This window comes from Sphingomonas sp. CROZ-RG-20F-R02-07, from assembly GCF_022662335.1.
In the GTDB taxonomy this organism is placed as follows: Bacteria; Pseudomonadota; Alphaproteobacteria; order Sphingomonadales; family Sphingomonadaceae; genus Sphingomonas.
In genome coordinates this window covers 1-16,487 of sequence record NZ_JAKNQJ010000010.1, presented here as the reverse complement: position 1 = coordinate 16,487, position 16,487 = coordinate 1, and the positions used below count along the sequence as shown (strand labels likewise).

The window sequence follows — 16,487 nt, the reverse complement described above, 5'->3', positions numbered from 1 at the left end:
CCGGCCTCGTCAGTCCTTGATCTCGGGGCGCACCTGCCCGTGCGCGAGCACCGCGAACAGCCCTGTGCCCCCGATGATGTTTCCCGCGAGCGACGGCAGGATATAGCCGAGGATCGCGGCCGAGAACGGTATCCGCCCGGTCAGCACAAGCAGCCACGCCTCGCCCGATCCGGCCACGACATGGCTGAACCCGCCGATCGCGACGAGATAGGTGACGAGCATCACCACCCAGAACTCGCTGCCGCGCGCATTGGGCAGGATCCAGGCGATCGACGCCACCAGAAAGCCCGCCGGCATGCCGAGCAGCAGGACGTCGCCCGCGCCGTGATCGAGCGCGGTGCGCGACAGCGCGATCGCGGCGTCGAGCTGGTCGGCGGACATCAGGATCCGCTTCGCCATCAGCAGCGCGACGAGGAACGTGCCCGCCAGGTTCGCGAGCAGCACCGCCGCCCATAGCCGCAGCAGCCGCTTCAGGTTGCGCAGCGTCGGGTGCGTGGCGAGCGGCAGCACCGCGGTGACGGTGGTCTCGGTGAAGAGCTGGAGATTGCCGAGGATCACCAGCACGAAGCCGACCGTATAGCCGAGCGACACGACGAGCTCGCGCCAGGGCGCCTCGGGCAGCCGGACCGCAAGCGACGCTTCGGCGAGGATCGAGGCGCTGATCGCGACGCCCGCGGCAAATGCCGAGAACAGCAGCGATGCGAGCGGCCGGTCGAGCTCCTCGTCGCCCTGCAACCGGATGACCTCATGGACGACCTTGGCCGATCCCGCCTTGCGCTGCGCGACGGCATTGACCTCGTCGTCGGACAGGCCGGAATCGGGTTGCTGTTCGTCGCTCAACGCCCGTTCCCCGTCATGGCCGGCCAGATGCGCGACCGGCCGGCGGGCGATGGCGCGCGGCGCCAGAGCGGGGTGACCAGCATGTGCGGCACCGCCAGCGCGGCAATGCCGGCGAACAGGAAGGTCGCGTGGCCGAAGCCTCCGCGCAGCGTCTCGATCGCCACCAGCGCGAGCACGGCGAACGCCCCGGCCATCAGCGGCGCCACGCGGACGAGATAGGCGCGAAGCGTCGGGCAGCCGATCGCATGCTGCCGCTCGGTCGTCTGGCCGCGCGCGTGGAGCAGGACGAAGCCGATCGCGAAACCGACGAGCGGCGGCAGCGCCAGCGTGAGCGCGATTGCCATCCCCTCGATCCAGCGCTCGGGCGGATCGCCCCGATCGCTGATGAGATGTGCGACGAGGATCGCGGTTGCGACTGGCGCGAGGACGCACAGCGTGCCGGCGAGCAGCGTCGCGGCGTGCGCATCGCCCGTCGCCCCATCGAACAATGCGGCGATCGCGTCATGGTGGAACAGCGCCGGCCCGGCGACGAGGAACAGGCCGAGTGCCACGTTGCGCACGGCCCCATGCCGCGCATCGCCATCGATCGCGAAATGCAGCGCCGACAGCGCCAGCAGCAGCGCCAGCGCCGTCGCCGGCTCCGCCCGCCACACCAGCATCACCGCCGCGATGCAGCCGACATAGCTGGCGAGGAAGCCGGGCCGGCGCGCGGGCGCCACGACCGCGAGATCGCTCGCGCCGTGCGGCAGACCCAGCAGGCCGATCGCCAGGCCGGCAAAGGCGAATTGCCAGCCCAGCGCCAGCATCGCCGCGGCGATGCCCGCCGCCAGGAACGCGCCCCACCCGATGAGCGGGGCGCGCGCCTGGATCACGCGCGGTAATCCTCGTCGCGCAGGTTGCGCACCGCGATCTCAATGTTGCTGGCGGCGATGAAGGCATAGACCACCTTGGCCACGACATCGAGCACCAGGATCGCCCAGGCCGAGGCCAGCGGCGAGATCGCCTGCACGCCCTCCGGCCCCACCGCGAAGACCACCGGATAGAGCACCCACACGATGCTCAGGATTGACAGATTCTTGGTGTAGGCGCTGTCGAGCGGCCCGCCATAGCTGCGGCTGAGCACGCGCAGCGGCCCCCACAGGATATAGAGTACGCCCAGGAACGCCGCGGTGGACCAGAGGAACCACACCAGCTTCATCACCGGCAGGATCGCCAGCGACGAGATCAATCCGGTCAGGACCATCAGCACGTCAAGGACGATGATCGCCACGAGAAAGCCCGAGGCTTCCTTGCGCTCGTGCAGCGCCGTCAGCACCAGCCCGGTGAGCAGGATCGGCGTCGTGATCGCCCAATCCGCATAGCGCGCCGTCAGGGTGACGGTGCCGTCGATCTTCAGCACGTCGCCGATGCCGAACGTCATCGCCAGATAGGCGGTCGCCGCGATGAAGGGCACGGTCGCGTGGAAATAGGTGTGATGCCGCACCGGCGGCAGCTTCGATCCCTTGGCGTAGATCGCCAGTGACGCGAGCGCCATGATGACGAAGCCCACGAAAAATGGTGACATGACCATAGACTGCTTTCCCTGTTTGCAAGCTCCCGTGCCCCGCAGAGCGTTCGGCACGGAGCATCGTTCCGGCGACTTCGCGCATGTTCGTGGCGAGGCAGCGCGATGGGCGGGTTCCGGCCTGGGATGACCGATGATCGCGGTCGATCCAGCCGGCCTCTAATTAGCGATAACCTTCCTTCCCGCTAAAAAGAATCTGGTCGGCAAAAGGGCAGGGCGCTATCGCCGGACGGCCGATCGGGGCGGCATGGGGGGAGCCGGCGTGAACCACAGCGACGACGCGCAGGAGCCGGATCAACCTTCGGTCATCGACCTGAACGCGATCATGGCCGGCATGCCCGCGATCGTCGATCCGCCGGCATCGCTCGCGCCGTTCCTGCCCGAACTCGCGCCGGACGACCGCGAGCGGGTCGACGGCTATGTCGCGCGCGCTTCGGCCGATGCGACGCTGCGCGCCTATCAATCCGACTGGCGGCTTTTTTGCGCGTGGTGCGCGGAGAATGGCTATCGGGCGCTGCCCGCGACGCCGTCGACGGTCGCGGCGTTCCTGACGTTGCTGGCGGAGCGCGGCTTCGTGCCCGCCGAACCGCGCCGGACGAAGCGCGGCCGCGTGCAGCCGCCCAAGCCCCCCGTCCCGCTCGGCCGGTCGACGATCGGCCGCCGCCTCGCCGCGATCGTGTTCGCGCACCGCGCGGCCGACGTCGAGCCTCCGACCTCGCAGCCCGACGCCGCGCGGCTCGACAAGGCGATGCGCGCGATCCGCCGCGACAAGCGCGACGACCTGCCGGCGCGCAAGCGCGCAGCGGACGGCGACGTGCTGCGCGACATGCTGCGCTGTGTCACCGGCGACGATCTGCGCGCGCACCGCGACCGCGCGCTGCTGGCGATCGGGATGGCGGGCGCGTTCCGCCGTTCCGAGCTCGTCGCGATCACCGTCGGCCGTGTGTCCGAGGACGCGCGCGGCCTCCTCGTCCGCATCGCCGCGTCCAAGACCGACCAGGAGGGCAAGGGCCACAGCGTCGCCATTCCCGACGGGCGTCGCCTGGAACCGGTGCGCCATTACCGCGCCTGGCTGGCGAAGGCCGGGATCGCAAGCGGCCCCGTCTTCCGCAAGCTCACGCCTCAGGGCCGGCTGACCGACAAGCCTATGAGCGCGCAGGGCGTGGCGCTGGTGGTCAAGGCCGCAGCGGTCGCGGCGGGCTATCCGCCCGAGATGTTCTCGGGCCATTCGCTGCGCGCGGGTTTCCTGACCGAGGCGGGGCGGCAGAACGCCAATCTGTTCAAGATGAAGGAGCATAGCCGGCATGCTTCGCTCGAGATGGTGGCGGAGTATGTGCGCGACCACGAGCGGTTCCGCGAGCATGCGGGTGAGGGGTTTCTTTGAGGCAAGTGATTTGAAAGACTTGGCCGGCGCGGCGGATCAATCGACGTGCGCGAGGCACCGGGCGTGATTTGCGACACGTTCGCCAAGTTGCCGATATTGCTCGACGATCGATGCCGCGCTGGCCCGGTATTCCTGCGCGACCATCGCATAATGCATGCGATCCAAGGCGCAAGGGAGCGTCTGCGCCAGATCTTCCGCGATCACCGCCTGATAACAAAGCGCGTCGGTGTCGTTGAGGCCTGGCATTCCGCTCTCCAGCACGATCCTTGGTCGCGTCGGAATGGCAATAGTGCTGACGCTGGAGCCCTTCCATTGTCTGCATCAGGCCGATCCGGCTGAATCGAATCCGCGGCAGGAGCCTCATCGTTGCCCGCCGGGGCAGGCGAGGTATGATGTGCATAGGCGGAGACGGCTTCGTCACCCCTCCGTATCGCTGGACGTGCTCCCGCGATCGTCGCCGGTCGGTCGGTCAGGATCGGACCGGCATCGGAGCGGATGCGCCGGTGAGGTCGAGCACCTCGAGCCGTACCGGGCCCGCCCGCCGCTGGATCAGGCTGCCTATGGGAGCGACGTAGGTGGGGCGTTCGGTGAAGCGCTCGACCCGGTACACGCCCTGGCCTGTGGCCGTGGCGGATCCGGTATAACGGCGCGCGGCGACGACCGGCAGATACGCCTTGATCCAATTGCGGGATGGGGTGCCACGCAGCACGGTAACCTCGTCCGTATGGCCATCCGGCCGAATCCAGAAGCCGACATCCGCCCAGCGATAGGGGCTGTTCTCCGATGATTGCGGTGAGGCCGGATCGCGGAAACTGAAACGGCGCTCGTCGTCACGGGCGGCGGCCTCCCCGGTCTCGGGATAGGGTGGTGCCCAGATGAGTACGGGCCGGGTGGACTGATCGTGGCCGATATCGCGCACGATGGCATCGATCTGGCTGTCGTCTCCGCCCCGCGCCGCGATTCGTAGCCGCAGGACGCGCATGGCGGGCCGGATTGTCGGATCGTCGGCACCGGGGCGTGCTTCCAGCTTGGCGAGCATGGCGTTGGCCGTCGCACCGTTCGCATCGCCACCGACCAAGCCGATCCGGCGCATGGCGGCCAGGATGGCGATCCGGTTTTGCCCTGCCGCGGTTGCCCTGTGTTCGACCGCGGCATAGGCCTGTTCGGCATTGCGAAAATCGCGCAGCTTCATCCACATGTCTCCCGTGGCGAACGCCGCATCGAGCACGGCCGGATCGTTCGCAGGAAGATTGTCGCGGAGGGTGCGGACTTGGCTGCCGACCGCGCGACGATAGACGTTTTCGTCGCCGTCCTGGATCGCCACGGTCGCATACGCCTCATATAGCGCCGCAACGGGTTTGGGATCGGACGCCGCGTTCCCGCGCTCGCGTGCTACCGCCACGGCCAGGATATGCTTCGCCGTCAGATAGTCGCCGGAACGAAAGGCGCGTTCCGCCAGCGCGATCGATACGCGCGCATCCTGGAGGGGCGTGCATTGCCGCTTCGCACACATCGCCGCTGCGTCGTCGAGCCGCTTGCCGTTGACGACGATATCGGATGTGGCCGCCTGGCCGGCCAGCAGCAATGCGAACAAAAGCATCGAACGTCTCCCGTGGCGGGGATGATAATGCGGTATCCACCGAATCCCATAGGATTTAGGATTGGAAATCGATGGATCGAGGGTTCAGGATCCTCTCACACCGAAGGCGTAGTCACAGGTTTTCGCAGGGGCTGCTGACAGGTAAAGAACGAGGCATGGCGGATTTCGAAGCGATCGATACGGCACAGGTCCTGGAAGAGGGATTGGCGGCCTTGCGGTGCGGCGACGCCCGGCTTGCCCAGGCGCGGTTCATCGGCATCGCCGACGATCCCCGTGCCCTGTTTCCCCTGGCGCAGGCCTGTCGCTCGCTCGGCGACACGGCCGGTGCGCAGGTCGCACTCGGGCGTTTGCTGGCGCGCCAGCCCGGTCACGTCGCTGCGTTGCTGATGAGCGGCGATCTTCTGGGCGACGGCGACGTTCGCGCGGCCAGTGCCTTCTACCAGGCCGCGCTGGCGAACGCGAACGCGAACCCGGCCGCCGTGCCGGCCACGCTCCACCCCGACCTGCACCGCGCGCGGGCCTATCTCGAAAACGCCGGACCGCTTTATGAGGCGCACCTTCATGCGCGGCTCGAATCGGCCGGGATCGCGGACATGGCGGGCCTCCCCCGCGTCGCGCACGCCATCGACCTGCTGACGGGCAAGGCCGAGATCTTCCTCCAGCGCCCGTCGAGCTTCTATTTCCCGGGCCTGCCGCAGATGGAGTTCTTCCCGCGCACGATGTTCCCGTGGCTCGAAGCCGTCGAGGCGGCGAGCGCGGCCATGCTCGGCGAATTGCAGGCGGTCCTCGCCGGGGACGCCTTCGCGCCCTATGTCGAGACGCATGCCGGGCGCCCCCCTGCCCCCAATCCCCTGCGCGACGATCCGCGCTGGAGCGCCTGCTATCTCTGGAAGGCGGGCGCGCCCGTACCCGGAATCGCCGATCGTTGTCCGGCCACGATGACGGCGCTGGCGAGTGCGCCGATGCCGATCATTCCCGAGCGTTCGCCGATGGCGCTCTTCTCCAAGCTGACGCCGGGAACGCACATCCAGCCGCATCACGGCCTGCTCAACACCCGGCTGATCGTCCATGTGCCGCTGATCGCACCACCGGGGGCGGCGTTGCGTGTCGGTTCGCAGACGCGCGAATGGCGCGTGGGCGAGGCGCTGGTGTTCGACGATTCGATCGAGCACGAGGCATGGAACCGTGGCACGAGCGACCGCACCGTACTGCTGTTCGAAATCTGGCGCCCCGAGCTGAGCGCGGACGAGCGCGCGGCGCTGACCGTGTTGTTCGGCGCGGTCGGCGCCTTCGTCGACGAAGGCTGAGCCCCGTCAGTCCGCGATCGTGGCAGCGCCTCCGGGATCGTGGCCGCTGGCGTCGGCGACCATGAAGAATCGCCGCAGCAGATCCTGCTCGACCGGCGTGATGTGCGGGTTCCAGGCATCGAAGATCAGGACGGCACGAAGCTGGTCGCTGTCGTTCCACGCTTCGTGCTCGATCGTATCGTCGAACGCGAAGGCATGGCCTTCGACCCATTTGCGCGTCTCCCCGCCGACGCGGAAGCCGCAGCCCGGCGGGACGATCAGCGGCAGGTGAACCGTCGCGCGCGCATTACTGACCCCGCTGTGCGCGGGCAGGCGGGTTCGGGGCTTCAGGATCGAGAAGAAGGCGGTGGGACCACGGCCGGGCATGTCGTTCAGCGGCATGGCATCGAGCGCTGCGGTGGTGATCGGACAGGCGGCCTGTGCCGCGTCCTCCCGCTTGCCATAGCGCAGCAGGTAGAAGGCGCTCCAGTCGAGCGAATGGTCGAGGCCGGACCATATGTTTTCCGGCGTTCCCGCATCCATCGCGACATAGGGCTCGAACCCGGCATCCCCGCCGCGCAACAATGCCGCGCATTCCGCGCGGATCGCATCCGTCTGCGCTTCAATCTTCGTCAGCCACGGCGTCAGCCGCCGGTCGAAGAACTCGTCCGCCGGGAGAAACGGAAAACGCATCCCGTGGCATTCGTTGACGTAGATCCGCCGACGCCCGAGCAGCGTATCGATACAGGCGTCGAAGCGGCGCCGTTCGGACGGATCGATCGCCGCGCGCGCCGGTGCGAGCCCGGCATCCACCGCTTCGCCGAACGCGGCGCTGCGCTCCAGCACGAAGCGCTGCGCGTGCGCGATTATCGGTTCGAGGGCAGCTGGCGCTTCTGGCATCATCTGCACGATCGCGAGGACGGCGCCCCAGCGCACGCCCGCCTGAGGCAGTTCACCCAGCCGTTCGTGGAGCTCGGCGAGGCGGAGCGTCGCCATCAGGTGGCGCTGGTCGATCTGGAGGATGCGGTGGAGTGCCGTGCGTTCGCCCTCGGTATCGCCGCGCTGGCGGCGCGCGTTGGCGACGTTCAGCCAGAGGGGTGGTGCCGCGGGATCGGCGTTCGCCGCAGCGGTGAAATGGCTGTCCGCCGCAGCGAAGTCGCGTGTGCCGAGCGCAAGCATGCCGAGCGCGTTCAGCGCGGAGGGATTGGCGGGATCGAGCGCCAACACGTTGCGCAGCGCGCGCATCTCCGCGGCCGGATCGCGGGCGCCCCGCGCAGCGACCGCGGCCCGCAACAGGCTGGCGAGACGCGCGTCCTGCGTATCATGTTGCGCCATGGCTTGGCCTTCCCCGGTTTATCGTCGTGCGTAGCGTCAAGGCGCAAGGGCGTCCTATGGACGCGTCAGTTGGTGGTCGGGCGACCTGTTCCGTCCTCGACCAGCTTGCGCGCGATCGCCTGACCTGCGCGCGCATGTTCCTCCCACTGGGCCCGCGTGTGGCAACGCTTCGGGCCCGGGATCAGCGACCCCACGACGGTTTCGGTCTTGCAGATCAATTTTTCGGCAGGAGGCGTGGCAGCTTTGGTGGCGACGGCATCGTCGGCAAAGGCCGGGGCTTGGGCCAACATTGCAATGACGAGCAGCATGGCGAGCTTGATCGACAAGGGCATCGGTTCCTCCAAACGGATTGGACCCGCCACACAGAGCGGACTTAAACGATTGTGCCGAGCCGCCGTAGTTTTGCAAGCTTGCCTCCAAGCATGCCGATACGTTTGTTGCACAGATGCGCCATGATAGGCACGAAGCGGCATGCCGATTTCCGCTACCCCCGATGCGATCGTTCGCGATGCCGAATGGCTGCCGCATCGCTACGATGCCACGCTCGACATGGTCCAGTTCCTGCGCGTCGATCGCGCCACGCGCCGCTCGGCCACGTTCCTGACCGACGAGTATCTGCCTGCCGGCCTGCCGCTCGAGCCGCTTCCGCGCAAGGCCGTGCTCGGCATGCGGCCGGATGAAGCGCCACTGCGCGTGATCTTCCATTCGGCATTCTGCTGCTCGACGCTGCTCGCCAACGCGCTCGACCTTCCGGGCATCGCGACCAGCCTGAAGGAGCCGGTGATCCTCAACGACGTCGTCGGTTTTCGCCATCGCGGCGGTACGCGGGCGGATGCGGAGCGGTTGCTGGACGATACGCTCGCGTTGCTGGCACGACCGTTCGCGAGCGGAGAGGCGGTGGTCATCAAGCCTTCCAACATCGTCAACGGGTTCGCCGCAGCGATCATGGCGCTGCGACCCGAGGCGACGGCTCTGCTTCTTCATGCGCCGCTGCCGGTGTTTCTGGGATCGGTCGCCAAGAAGGGGCTGTGGGGGCGGCTCTGGGTGCGCCAGCTGTTCCTGGGTCTCGCGAAGGACGGGATGCTGCCGTTCAATTTTGGTCAGGACGAATATTTCGGCCAGTCGGATCTCCAGATCGCGGCCTTGTGCTGGCTGGCGCAGCAGGCGCTGTTCGCTGGCATGGCGCAGCGCTTCGGCGCACGCGTCCGGACACTGGACAGCGAGGCGGTGACGCGGCGTTCGCGTGAGGTGACGGTGGCGCTCGGCGCGCATTTCAGCTTGGCGCTGTCATCCACGGCGGTGGACGGCATCGTCGCTGGCCCCGCCTTCACCCGGCATTCCAAGTTCGGCACCGTGTTTGGCGACGCCGCACGGGCGGCGGAGGTGGCGGATGCCGGTGTGCTTCATGCCGACGAGCTCGACAAGGTGGCGATCTGGGCCACGGCGGTTGCGGATGCGCATGGCATTCCCTTGGTGTTGGCCTCTTCGCTGTTGGGCTGAGCCTTCCGGGACGTTGCCGTTTGGTCGTTCCGGCAGAATGCCGAAACAAAAAAGGCGGGCCGAAGCCCGCCTTTCTCGTTTGTGTTTCCGCTTGTTCTAGAAGCGGAGGCGACCCGAAACCGCAAAGCGACGGCCCAGCGGATCGTAGGTCGACGGATAGGTGTTGCCGCTGTTGTAGAGCGTCGAACCGATGGTCGAACCGACCAGCGGGGGGTTTTTGTCGAACGCATTGGTCATCGTAATCGTGAAGTCGAAGTTCTCGTTCACGCTGTAGCGAACCGTGAAATCGATATAGTTGTACGCCGGGATGCGGCCAAAGCCCGCAGCTGGGGTGGTCGCAGCCGTGGCCGCCGCGGTCGAGGTGTCGATCGCTGCCGGCTCGTACTGGACGGAGTCGATATGGCGCCACAGGACCGAGAAATCGGTCTTTTGGTAGCCAAACGTCGCACGGGCGTTCCAGTACAACTCGGGCTGGATCGACGGGCAGTTAACCGAGTAGTAGCCAACGCAATCGCGATAGAGGCCCGACGTCGGAATTGCCTTGAACTTCGAGTCGATCGTGTAGTTGCCCGTGAAGCTGCCCGAGAACTTCACCACGCCGATGTTTCGGCTGTAGTTGAAGCCCAGATCGATGCCACTGGTCTTGATGAGACCCAGGTTCGACGAAACCAGCGGCAAGCCGAACGTCGTCGCCACGTCGCCGTCAAGCTGACCGTTGACCGGATTGCGCCGGATCGACGTACAGGCAGCACTGGTGGCGCTGGCTGCTGTCTGGTTCTTGAAGCAAGCATCGATCACGTCCTGCGGCCCCGGCGACGAAACGGCGCCGGTCACCTTGATGTTGTAATAATCGACGCTCAGCGAGAGACCGCGAACCAACGACGTCGGCTGGAAGACGACACCGCCCGTGAAGCTGTCCGAAATCTCGGGCTTCAGGTTGAGGTTGCCACCGGCGGTCGCATTGGCCTGCCCACCCGTGGGATCGGCGATGTTCGCCAGATTCGCCTGCGTCGCACCCTGCGCAAGGCAGATGGCGGCGAGATTGCCGGTCGGCGTCGCCATCTTCACCTTGCCCTGGTTGGTGAACGAGGCGCAGGGATCGCTGGCGAGGTTTGTCAGGCCCGTCACCTGCGGTGCGAAAAGCTCCGCAATGTTCGGCGCGCGAACCGCACGCTGGTAGGTGCCACGCAGCTTGAGGCCCGTGACCGGCTCCCAAGCGCCGCCACCTTTGTACGTCGTCGTGTTGTAGGTCGGGTTGTTGGCCGAAAAGACCTTGTAGTGTGAATAACGGACACCGCCTTCGAGCGACAGCGATTGGAAGAAGGGCTTGTCGCTGATCAACGGCGCGTTGATTTCGGCATAACCCTCGGTGACCTCATAACCACCGTCCTCGTTCGGCGCAGCACCACCGGCACCGCCCAATTCGCCCGCAGTCTGAGCGAGTGTGTCCGAGCGCTGCGATGCGAAGTACTTGCGATACTCGGCACCGGCTGCAAACCCGATCGGGCTCGATGCGAACGGGCTGGTGATCGGCAGATCGCCGGTCAGCAGGGCGCGTGTCTGAAGGAGCGACGTCCGGACCGTCGTGGTGCTCTCACCCGTGATATACGGGATCATCGCGGACGTGATCGAGCCTTGGGGACCGAAGATGTTCAGCGGAACGCAGCCCGAACCTGCAGCCGTGCTCGCCGCGCCGTTCGGTGCGTTGGCAAGGCAAGTCGTGGTGTTGGTTGCATAGACCGCCGCACGGACGCGTGAGGTAAGCACGTAGTTCTGCAGCGTCTGACGGTTCTCGGATTCGCCATAGCCTGCCGAAACGTCGAGCTTGAGCGAGTCGGTGATGCCCACCTTTACGCCGCCGCGATAGTCGAAGATCGTCGTGGAGAAGTTCGAGATACGCGGACCAACTTCGGTGGTACGGCGCAACACGGTGGTCGTGAACGTGCGGAAGTCGGGGTTCGCCGTCTTGCCGTCCGCAAGGAACGGGCTCGTAGCCGCAGCCGCTGCGGTGCACTGTGCGACGGTCAGACCGTTGGAGGCGCAGAACTGCGCGCGAGCAGCAGCGGGGAGATACGGATTGCTATATGGGATGGTCAGCGAGCTGCTGAAAATTCCCGATGGCGCAACGATGGTCTGGACGGTGTTCTTGGAGAACAGGCCGCGCGTATACACCTCGATGCTGTCGCTGATGTCGTAATGGCCGGCACCGTACATATTGTAGCGGCGGAACGGAGTCTGGAAGATGTTGTAGGGATTGAAGTTGAACAGCGCATAGGTTGGAACGAGCCCACCTGTGTTAGGATCGATCTGCTGCGTTGCCGAGCCGGGGCGCGTGAAGCGCGAAGGAATGCTGGTTCCCGAGCCGCTCGTTGTGCCCGAGAACGAGTCGATGTTGTTGACCGAATAGGTGCGGTCGCCCTGGTAGACCGGATCGGAATTCTGATAGCCCACCGAGAAGACGACGTTACCCTTGTCCTCGTCGAAGTTACCACCGATGGTCAGATCGCCGCGGAAGTACTTGCCGTCGCCGCGTTCGGTAATCTGGTTGCTGATCTGCGCATCGACGCCCGAGAAGTTGCTGCGCGTGATGAAGTTCACCACGCCGGCGACCGCATCGGCGCCATAGGTGGTGGCCGCACCACCGGTGAGCGTGTCCGCACGCTCGACCAGAGCGAGCGGGATGTTGTTAAGATCGACGCGTCCGGCGAGGCCCGCGGGTGCGATGCGGTTGCCGTCGAGCAGGACGACGTTGCGCGTCGAGCCGAGGCCGCGAAGATCGACGAACGAGGCGCCGCCATTGCCGTTGTTGACGGCCGAGCCAATGCTGGGAACCGCGCCGGGCAGGTCGCGCAGGATTTCTTCCGCCGTGTTCGACTGACGCAGCTGGATCTCGTCTTGGCCGACCGAGGTGACCGGGCTGGCCGATACGAGGTTCGGGTCGCGGATCAGCGAACCGGTGACGACGATGTCGCCCGTGCTGTCGGGCTTGGCAGTGTCCGGCGTGGTGGTCTGGCCGGTTTCGTCCGTGGTGGACGATGCCTGTGGCGCCGTGCTGGCCTGCGCGTGTGCCGCGCCAGTCATGGCGAACGAGGCACCGACCAGCAGGCTTGAGGCGAGCAACTGTCGACGATAGCTACGCGTCATCTGATATTCCCCCTTTAGCTCGCCGGATCCTTGGGGACCTTGTCGACGAGAAAACATCACGCAGGTTCCTTGCGTTGCAGCATTCCTAGCCGTCTATGTCCGGATCGGACAATTGGTTAGTGGCGGTTTGTTCCGGAAAATTACGATCGTCACATATTAGACACACTCGGGTGAGGCTTTGCGGTTCGGAACCGGTTTCGGCTAAGGCTTGGTGAACAGACCGAACCTCAGGGGGTAACATGCGACGCGATCATCGATGGACTCTGGCAGCTTTGGGCGCGACGGCGCTTGCTTCGTTCGCAGGGGCCGAAGTGCCCAAAGCAGGCGAAGTGGCGGCCATTGCCCAGTGTCGCGCTGTCGCCGATTCGACGGCGCGCTTGGCCTGCTTCGACAAGGCCGCGGCGCAATTGCAACAGGCCCTCGATCGCAAGACGCTGACCGTCCTCGACCAGGAGGGCGTGCGGCAGACGAAGCGCTCGCTCTTCGGTTTCGCCCTGCCGTCGATCCCCTTGTTCGGTCGCTCGGACGAGACGAAGCGCGACGAGTTCACCGAGATCGAGACGACGGCCACGCAAGTGCGTTCCATCGGTAACGGGAAGTTCGAATTCCTTCTGCCCGATGGCGCGCATTGGCAGACGACCGATCCGTCGTCGATGGATCCCAGATCGGGTGTCAAACTCCGGATCAAGAAAGGCGCGCTCGGGTCATATTTTATGTTCGTCGATCACGAGCGGCCTGTTCGCGGGCGACGGGTGGGATAATACAGCGTGCGAGCGGGAGGGTGAACCTAGGTCACGTGGACAAAGGGCAGCCACAGCGTAACTGAGGCGAGCGCGACGAAGCCGAGGTATGACTCTGCGGTCTTGTCATAACGCGTTGCGACACGGCGCCAGTTCTTGAGCCTGTTGAACAAGCGCTCGACGAGATTGCGCCAACGGTATTTTTCGCGATCATGCGGGATCGGTATGCGGCGGTTGCTTTTGGTTGGAATGACCGCCTCGACATCCGCCTTGGCGAGTTCCTGGCGAATGGCATCGGCGTCATAGCCCTTATCGGCAAGCAGAGCCTCGATCCGGTCAGCCAGCATCCCGAACAAGGGCCCGAAACCCTTCACGTCGTGAGTCTGGCCCGGCGTCAGGACGAAACATAGCGGTCGCCCCTGACCATCACAGCGTGTCAATCGGCGTCCAAAAAGGACCCCCTATCGGCGTCCAAAAGGGACCCCCTTCGTCGTGCAGCGTGACGGTTATGGCGGGCGTGCCGTTCGCGCTGGTTGCGGCGTAGGGCGGGCGTAGCCCGACCGGAGGCGCAACCAGCGCGAAGCGTCTTTGGCCGGTGGTCCCGGGCGTCAGCTGCGGTGCTTGAAGCGCCAGCTGTCGTTGCCGGTCTCGACGATGTCGCAGTGGTGGGTAATGCGGTCGAGCAGCGCGGTGGTCATCTTGGGGTCGCCGAAGACGGTGGGCCATTCGCCAAAGGCCAGGTTCGTTGTGACGATGACGGAAGTGCGCTCGTAGAGTTTGCTGACCAGATGGAAGAGCAGCTGACCGCCCGAGCGGGCGAATGGCAGGTAGCCCAGCTCGTCGAGCACCACGAGGTCGAGCCGGGAGAGCTGAGCCGCCAGCGTGCCCGCCTTGCCGAGGCGGTTCTCCTCCTCGAGCCGGTTCACCAGGTCGACCGTGTTGAAATAGTGTCCGCGGGCGCCAGCTCGCACGACGTTGGCGGTGATGGCGCTGGCCAGGTGTGTCTTGCCGGTGCCCGTTCCACCGACCAGCACGACGTTGCGCTGGCCCGCCAGGAACGAGCCGCTGTGCAGCGAGCGCACCAGGCCTTCGTTGATGGGGGTGTCCTCGAAGACGAAGGCGTCGAGATCCTTCACCGCTGGTAGCCTGGCGGCTGACATCCGGTAGCGGACCGACGCTGCATGGCGGTGGGTTGCCTCGGCACGCAGCAGGTCGGTCAGGATCTCCATCGTCGTGCGCTTGCGCTGCAGGCCGGTGGTCACCGCCTCGTCGAACGCGCCGGCCATGCCCTTGAGGCCAAGCCCCGCCATCGCCGTCATCATCTCATGCCGCTGCATGAAGGCCTCGCAGGCTGTCATAGCGACCGCAGTCGGCACGCGGCGGATGACGCAGCGCCAGGTCTTCGGGCGTGACGATGGTCAACGGTCGTGGCGGTTCTCGCCTGCGGGCCAGGATGTTGAGAATGACGTCGTCGCTGGTGACGCCGGCCAGCAACGCCTCGTGCACGGCTGCTTCAACTGCCTCCAGCCCGTCGTCGAGCACCGCCGCCAGCACCCGTACGAAGCGCCGGTCGGCATCGTCGCCGGCGCCGAGCTTGCGCCGCAGCCGTGATAGCGCAGGTGGCAGCTCCCAGCCCTGGAACGGCGCACCGTTGCGCAGGGCGCCCGGCTTGGTCACCAGCACAGGCAAATAGTGCCACGGGTCGTAGATGGTCCGGTCACGACCGAAGAACCGGGGATGGTCGGCAACGACCTCGCCGTCGCAGCGCACGACGATGCGGTCGGCATACGCACGGACCTGGACCGCACGCCGCACGACCTTGGCCGTGACCGAGTAGCGGTTGCGGTCGAAGTTTATCAGGCACGTGCCGCTTACCGCGTGCTCGCTCTCATAGAACCCATCGAAGGGCGCTACGACCGGCTGGAGCACGCTACGCTCGGCAGCCCATGCCTGAGCAACCGTCAGTTCCTTCTGCTCGGGATGCTGGTGCATGTCCGCCCAGCGCCGGCACTCCGCCTCAAGCCAGCCGTTCAGCTCCTCGATGCTGGCAAAGCGCAGACGCGGCTGGAAGAACCGGCCACGTGCGGTCTGCACCTGGTTCTCGACCTGACCTTTCTCCCAGCCGGCTGCTGGCGAGCAGGCTGTCGGTTCGACCATGTAGTGGCTGGCCATGACCAGGAAGCGCCGGTTGAAGACCCGCTCCTTGCCGGTGAACACGCTCGTCACCGCCGTCTTCATGTTGTCGTAGATGCCGCGCGTCGGCACGCCCCCGAAGAAGGCGAACGCCCGCGCATGCGCGTCGAACAGCATCTCTTGCGTCTCACGCGGATAGGCTCGCACGTATATCACCCGCGACGCGCACAGCCGCACATGGGCGACCTTCACGCGCATCGGCTTGCCCGCGATCTCGACGTCCTCGTGGCTCCAGTCGAACTGATAGGCCTCGCCCGGCCGAAACAGCAGCGGGATGAACGCTGGTGCATTCATCACGTCCCGACGACGTGCCTGCCGCCAGCGGGCCGCATAGCGGCGCACCGCATCATACGAGCCGTCGAACCCCTCGCGCAGCAGCAGATCGTGGATACGCGTGATGCGCAGCTTCTCGCGCCGCGGCCGCGCCTCGTCTTCATCGAGCAACGCATTCAGTCGCGCCTGGAACGGCCCCAGCTTGGGCAGCGGCTGCACCTCACGCCGGTAGCCCATGTCCGCCTCCGGCGACCGGATCGCCTTGCGCACCACTTTGCGAGATAAATGCAGGTCTCGCATGATCGCCTTGATGGCTTTTCCCGCCGCGTGCTCGCGCCGGATCCTCAACACCGTCTCCAATACCACATCCCGATCTCGCCGCCTGACACACCGCCAAGCGGACAGCCTAGACCACCGGGATGAGGGGTCCTTTTTCGACGCCGATCACCCCGCTACCGGGGTCCTTTTTCCACGCCGATCCACAATCACAGCGGGCGTGCAGCTTGCTCGTGAAGCCGCCTCGCGAACGGCCGAGCCCCTCGAATTTCTGATCCCCTTTTTTAGCCCGACGGCGCAGTGGTGCGCCCGGACTACGGTGCTGTCGATCATGTCGGCGCTGACATCCCGT

General features: G+C 66.0%; 15 protein-coding genes. 4 read left to right on the top strand and 11 right to left on the bottom strand.

The window, feature by feature from the left end:
- Nucleotides 1–9 precede the first annotated feature (9 nt).
- Genes L8H00_RS13985 through L8H00_RS13975 form a run of 3 tightly spaced genes read right to left on the bottom strand, consistent with a single transcriptional unit; the run spans nt 10 to nt 2,404 of the window.
- Entirely contained in the window at nt 10–840 is an 831-nt protein-coding gene (locus L8H00_RS13985; RefSeq protein ID WP_242097917.1) for a formate/nitrite transporter family protein, read from the bottom strand.
- Complete coding sequence (locus tag L8H00_RS13980) at nt 837–1,712, bottom strand: Brp/Blh family beta-carotene 15,15'-dioxygenase (RefSeq protein WP_242097916.1); 876 nt, start codon at nt 1,710–1,712, stop codon at nt 837–839. The genes L8H00_RS13985 and L8H00_RS13980 overlap by 4 nt, the downstream gene beginning before the upstream one ends.
- Nucleotides 1,709–2,404 (bottom strand): bacteriorhodopsin, encoded by a 696-nt coding sequence (locus L8H00_RS13975; protein WP_242097915.1) that lies wholly within the window; start codon nt 2,402–2,404, stop codon nt 1,709–1,711. Before L8H00_RS13975 ends, L8H00_RS13980 begins: the two co-directional genes overlap by 4 nt.
- A gap of 262 nt (nt 2,405–2,666) precedes the next feature.
- Here L8H00_RS13975 and L8H00_RS13970 point away from each other — a divergent pair, with 262 nt between their 5' ends.
- On the top strand, nt 2,667–3,788 hold the full coding sequence (locus L8H00_RS13970; RefSeq protein ID WP_242097914.1) for a tyrosine-type recombinase/integrase: 1,122 nt from the start codon (nt 2,667–2,669) through the stop codon (nt 3,786–3,788).
- Between the two features lie 36 nt (nt 3,789–3,824).
- Here L8H00_RS13970 and L8H00_RS13965 read toward each other — a convergent pair whose 3' ends face one another.
- Nucleotides 3,825–4,034: a hypothetical protein gene (locus L8H00_RS13965; RefSeq protein WP_242097913.1), complete on the bottom strand. Its 210-nt coding sequence runs from the start codon at nt 4,032–4,034 to the stop codon at nt 3,825–3,827.
- Between the two features lie 223 nt (nt 4,035–4,257).
- The gene (locus L8H00_RS13960) at nt 4,258–5,388 is read right to left on the bottom strand and encodes a hypothetical protein (RefSeq protein WP_242097912.1); all 1,131 of its coding nucleotides are present in this window, start codon (nt 5,386–5,388) and stop codon (nt 4,258–4,260) included.
- A 155-nt stretch (nt 5,389–5,543) separates the two neighbouring features.
- On the opposite strand from L8H00_RS13960, the gene L8H00_RS13955 reads away from it, so the two are divergent.
- Nucleotides 5,544–6,695 (top strand): aspartyl/asparaginyl beta-hydroxylase domain-containing protein, encoded by a 1,152-nt coding sequence (locus L8H00_RS13955; RefSeq protein ID WP_242097911.1) that lies wholly within the window; start codon nt 5,544–5,546, stop codon nt 6,693–6,695.
- Between the two features lie 6 nt (nt 6,696–6,701).
- On the opposite strand, the gene L8H00_RS13950 is transcribed toward L8H00_RS13955, so the two are convergent.
- Both L8H00_RS13950 and L8H00_RS13945 read right to left on the bottom strand, forming a co-directional pair.
- The gene (locus L8H00_RS13950; protein ID WP_242097910.1) at nt 6,702–8,009 is read right to left on the bottom strand and encodes an aspartyl/asparaginyl beta-hydroxylase domain-containing protein; all 1,308 of its coding nucleotides are present in this window, start codon (nt 8,007–8,009) and stop codon (nt 6,702–6,704) included.
- Nucleotides 8,010–8,074: 65 nt separating this feature from the next.
- Entirely contained in the window at nt 8,075–8,341 is a 267-nt protein-coding gene (locus L8H00_RS13945; RefSeq protein ID WP_242097909.1) for a hypothetical protein, read from the bottom strand.
- Nucleotides 8,342–8,480: 139 nt separating this feature from the next.
- Here L8H00_RS13945 and L8H00_RS13940 point away from each other — a divergent pair, with 139 nt between their 5' ends.
- Complete coding sequence (locus tag L8H00_RS13940; RefSeq protein ID WP_242097908.1) at nt 8,481–9,509, top strand: hypothetical protein; 1,029 nt, start codon at nt 8,481–8,483, stop codon at nt 9,507–9,509.
- A gap of 96 nt (nt 9,510–9,605) precedes the next feature.
- Here the strand turns inward: L8H00_RS13940 and L8H00_RS13935 are convergent, their stop codons facing one another.
- Nucleotides 9,606–12,653, bottom strand: a complete 3,048-nt coding sequence (locus tag L8H00_RS13935) for a TonB-dependent receptor (protein ID WP_242097907.1) — start codon at nt 12,651–12,653, stop codon at nt 9,606–9,608.
- Nucleotides 12,654–12,892: 239 nt separating this feature from the next.
- Here L8H00_RS13935 and L8H00_RS13930 point away from each other — a divergent pair, with 239 nt between their 5' ends.
- Nucleotides 12,893–13,414, top strand: coding sequence for a hypothetical protein (locus tag L8H00_RS13930; RefSeq protein WP_242097906.1), 522 nt, complete (start codon nt 12,893–12,895; stop codon nt 13,412–13,414).
- Nucleotides 13,415–13,440: 26 nt separating this feature from the next.
- Here the strand turns inward: L8H00_RS13930 and L8H00_RS13925 are convergent, their stop codons facing one another.
- From L8H00_RS13925 to istA, 3 genes are all read right to left on the bottom strand, one after another.
- Entirely contained in the window at nt 13,441–13,833 is a 393-nt protein-coding gene (locus tag L8H00_RS13925) for an IS5 family transposase (protein WP_242097905.1), read from the bottom strand.
- A gap of 168 nt (nt 13,834–14,001) precedes the next feature.
- Complete coding sequence (istB, locus tag L8H00_RS13920) at nt 14,002–14,730, bottom strand: IS21-like element helper ATPase IstB (RefSeq protein WP_056634497.1); 729 nt, start codon at nt 14,728–14,730, stop codon at nt 14,002–14,004.
- On the bottom strand, nt 14,717–16,225 hold the full coding sequence (istA, locus tag L8H00_RS13915; RefSeq protein WP_347340738.1) for an IS21 family transposase: 1,509 nt from the start codon (nt 16,223–16,225) through the stop codon (nt 14,717–14,719). The genes istB and istA overlap by 14 nt, the downstream gene beginning before the upstream one ends.
- Nucleotides 16,226–16,487 lie beyond the last annotated feature (262 nt).

What these genes read in the sequence shown, in the direction of transcription:
- istB (WP_056634497.1), bottom strand. Translation starts at nt 14,730, where the DNA reads ATGCAGCGGCATGAGATGATGACGGCGATGGCGGGGCTTGGCCTCAAG.
- L8H00_RS13960 (WP_242097912.1), bottom strand. Translation starts at nt 5,388, where the DNA reads ATGCTTTTGTTCGCATTGCTGCTGGCCGGCCAGGCGGCCACATCCGAT.
- L8H00_RS13950 (WP_242097910.1), bottom strand. Translation starts at nt 8,009, where the DNA reads ATGGCGCAACATGATACGCAGGACGCGCGTCTCGCCAGCCTGTTGCGG.
- L8H00_RS13965 (WP_242097913.1), bottom strand. Translation starts at nt 4,034, where the DNA reads ATGCCAGGCCTCAACGACACCGACGCGCTTTGTTATCAGGCGGTGATC.
- L8H00_RS13955 (WP_242097911.1), top strand. Translation starts at nt 5,544, where the DNA reads ATGGCGGATTTCGAAGCGATCGATACGGCACAGGTCCTGGAAGAGGGA.
- L8H00_RS13935 (WP_242097907.1), bottom strand. Translation starts at nt 12,653, where the DNA reads ATGACGCGTAGCTATCGTCGACAGTTGCTCGCCTCAAGCCTGCTGGTC.
- L8H00_RS13930 (WP_242097906.1), top strand. Translation starts at nt 12,893, where the DNA reads ATGCGACGCGATCATCGATGGACTCTGGCAGCTTTGGGCGCGACGGCG.
- L8H00_RS13940 (WP_242097908.1), top strand. Translation starts at nt 8,481, where the DNA reads ATGCCGATTTCCGCTACCCCCGATGCGATCGTTCGCGATGCCGAATGG.
- L8H00_RS13975 (WP_242097915.1), bottom strand. Translation starts at nt 2,404, where the DNA reads ATGTCACCATTTTTCGTGGGCTTCGTCATCATGGCGCTCGCGTCACTG.
- L8H00_RS13945 (WP_242097909.1), bottom strand. Translation starts at nt 8,341, where the DNA reads ATGCCCTTGTCGATCAAGCTCGCCATGCTGCTCGTCATTGCAATGTTG.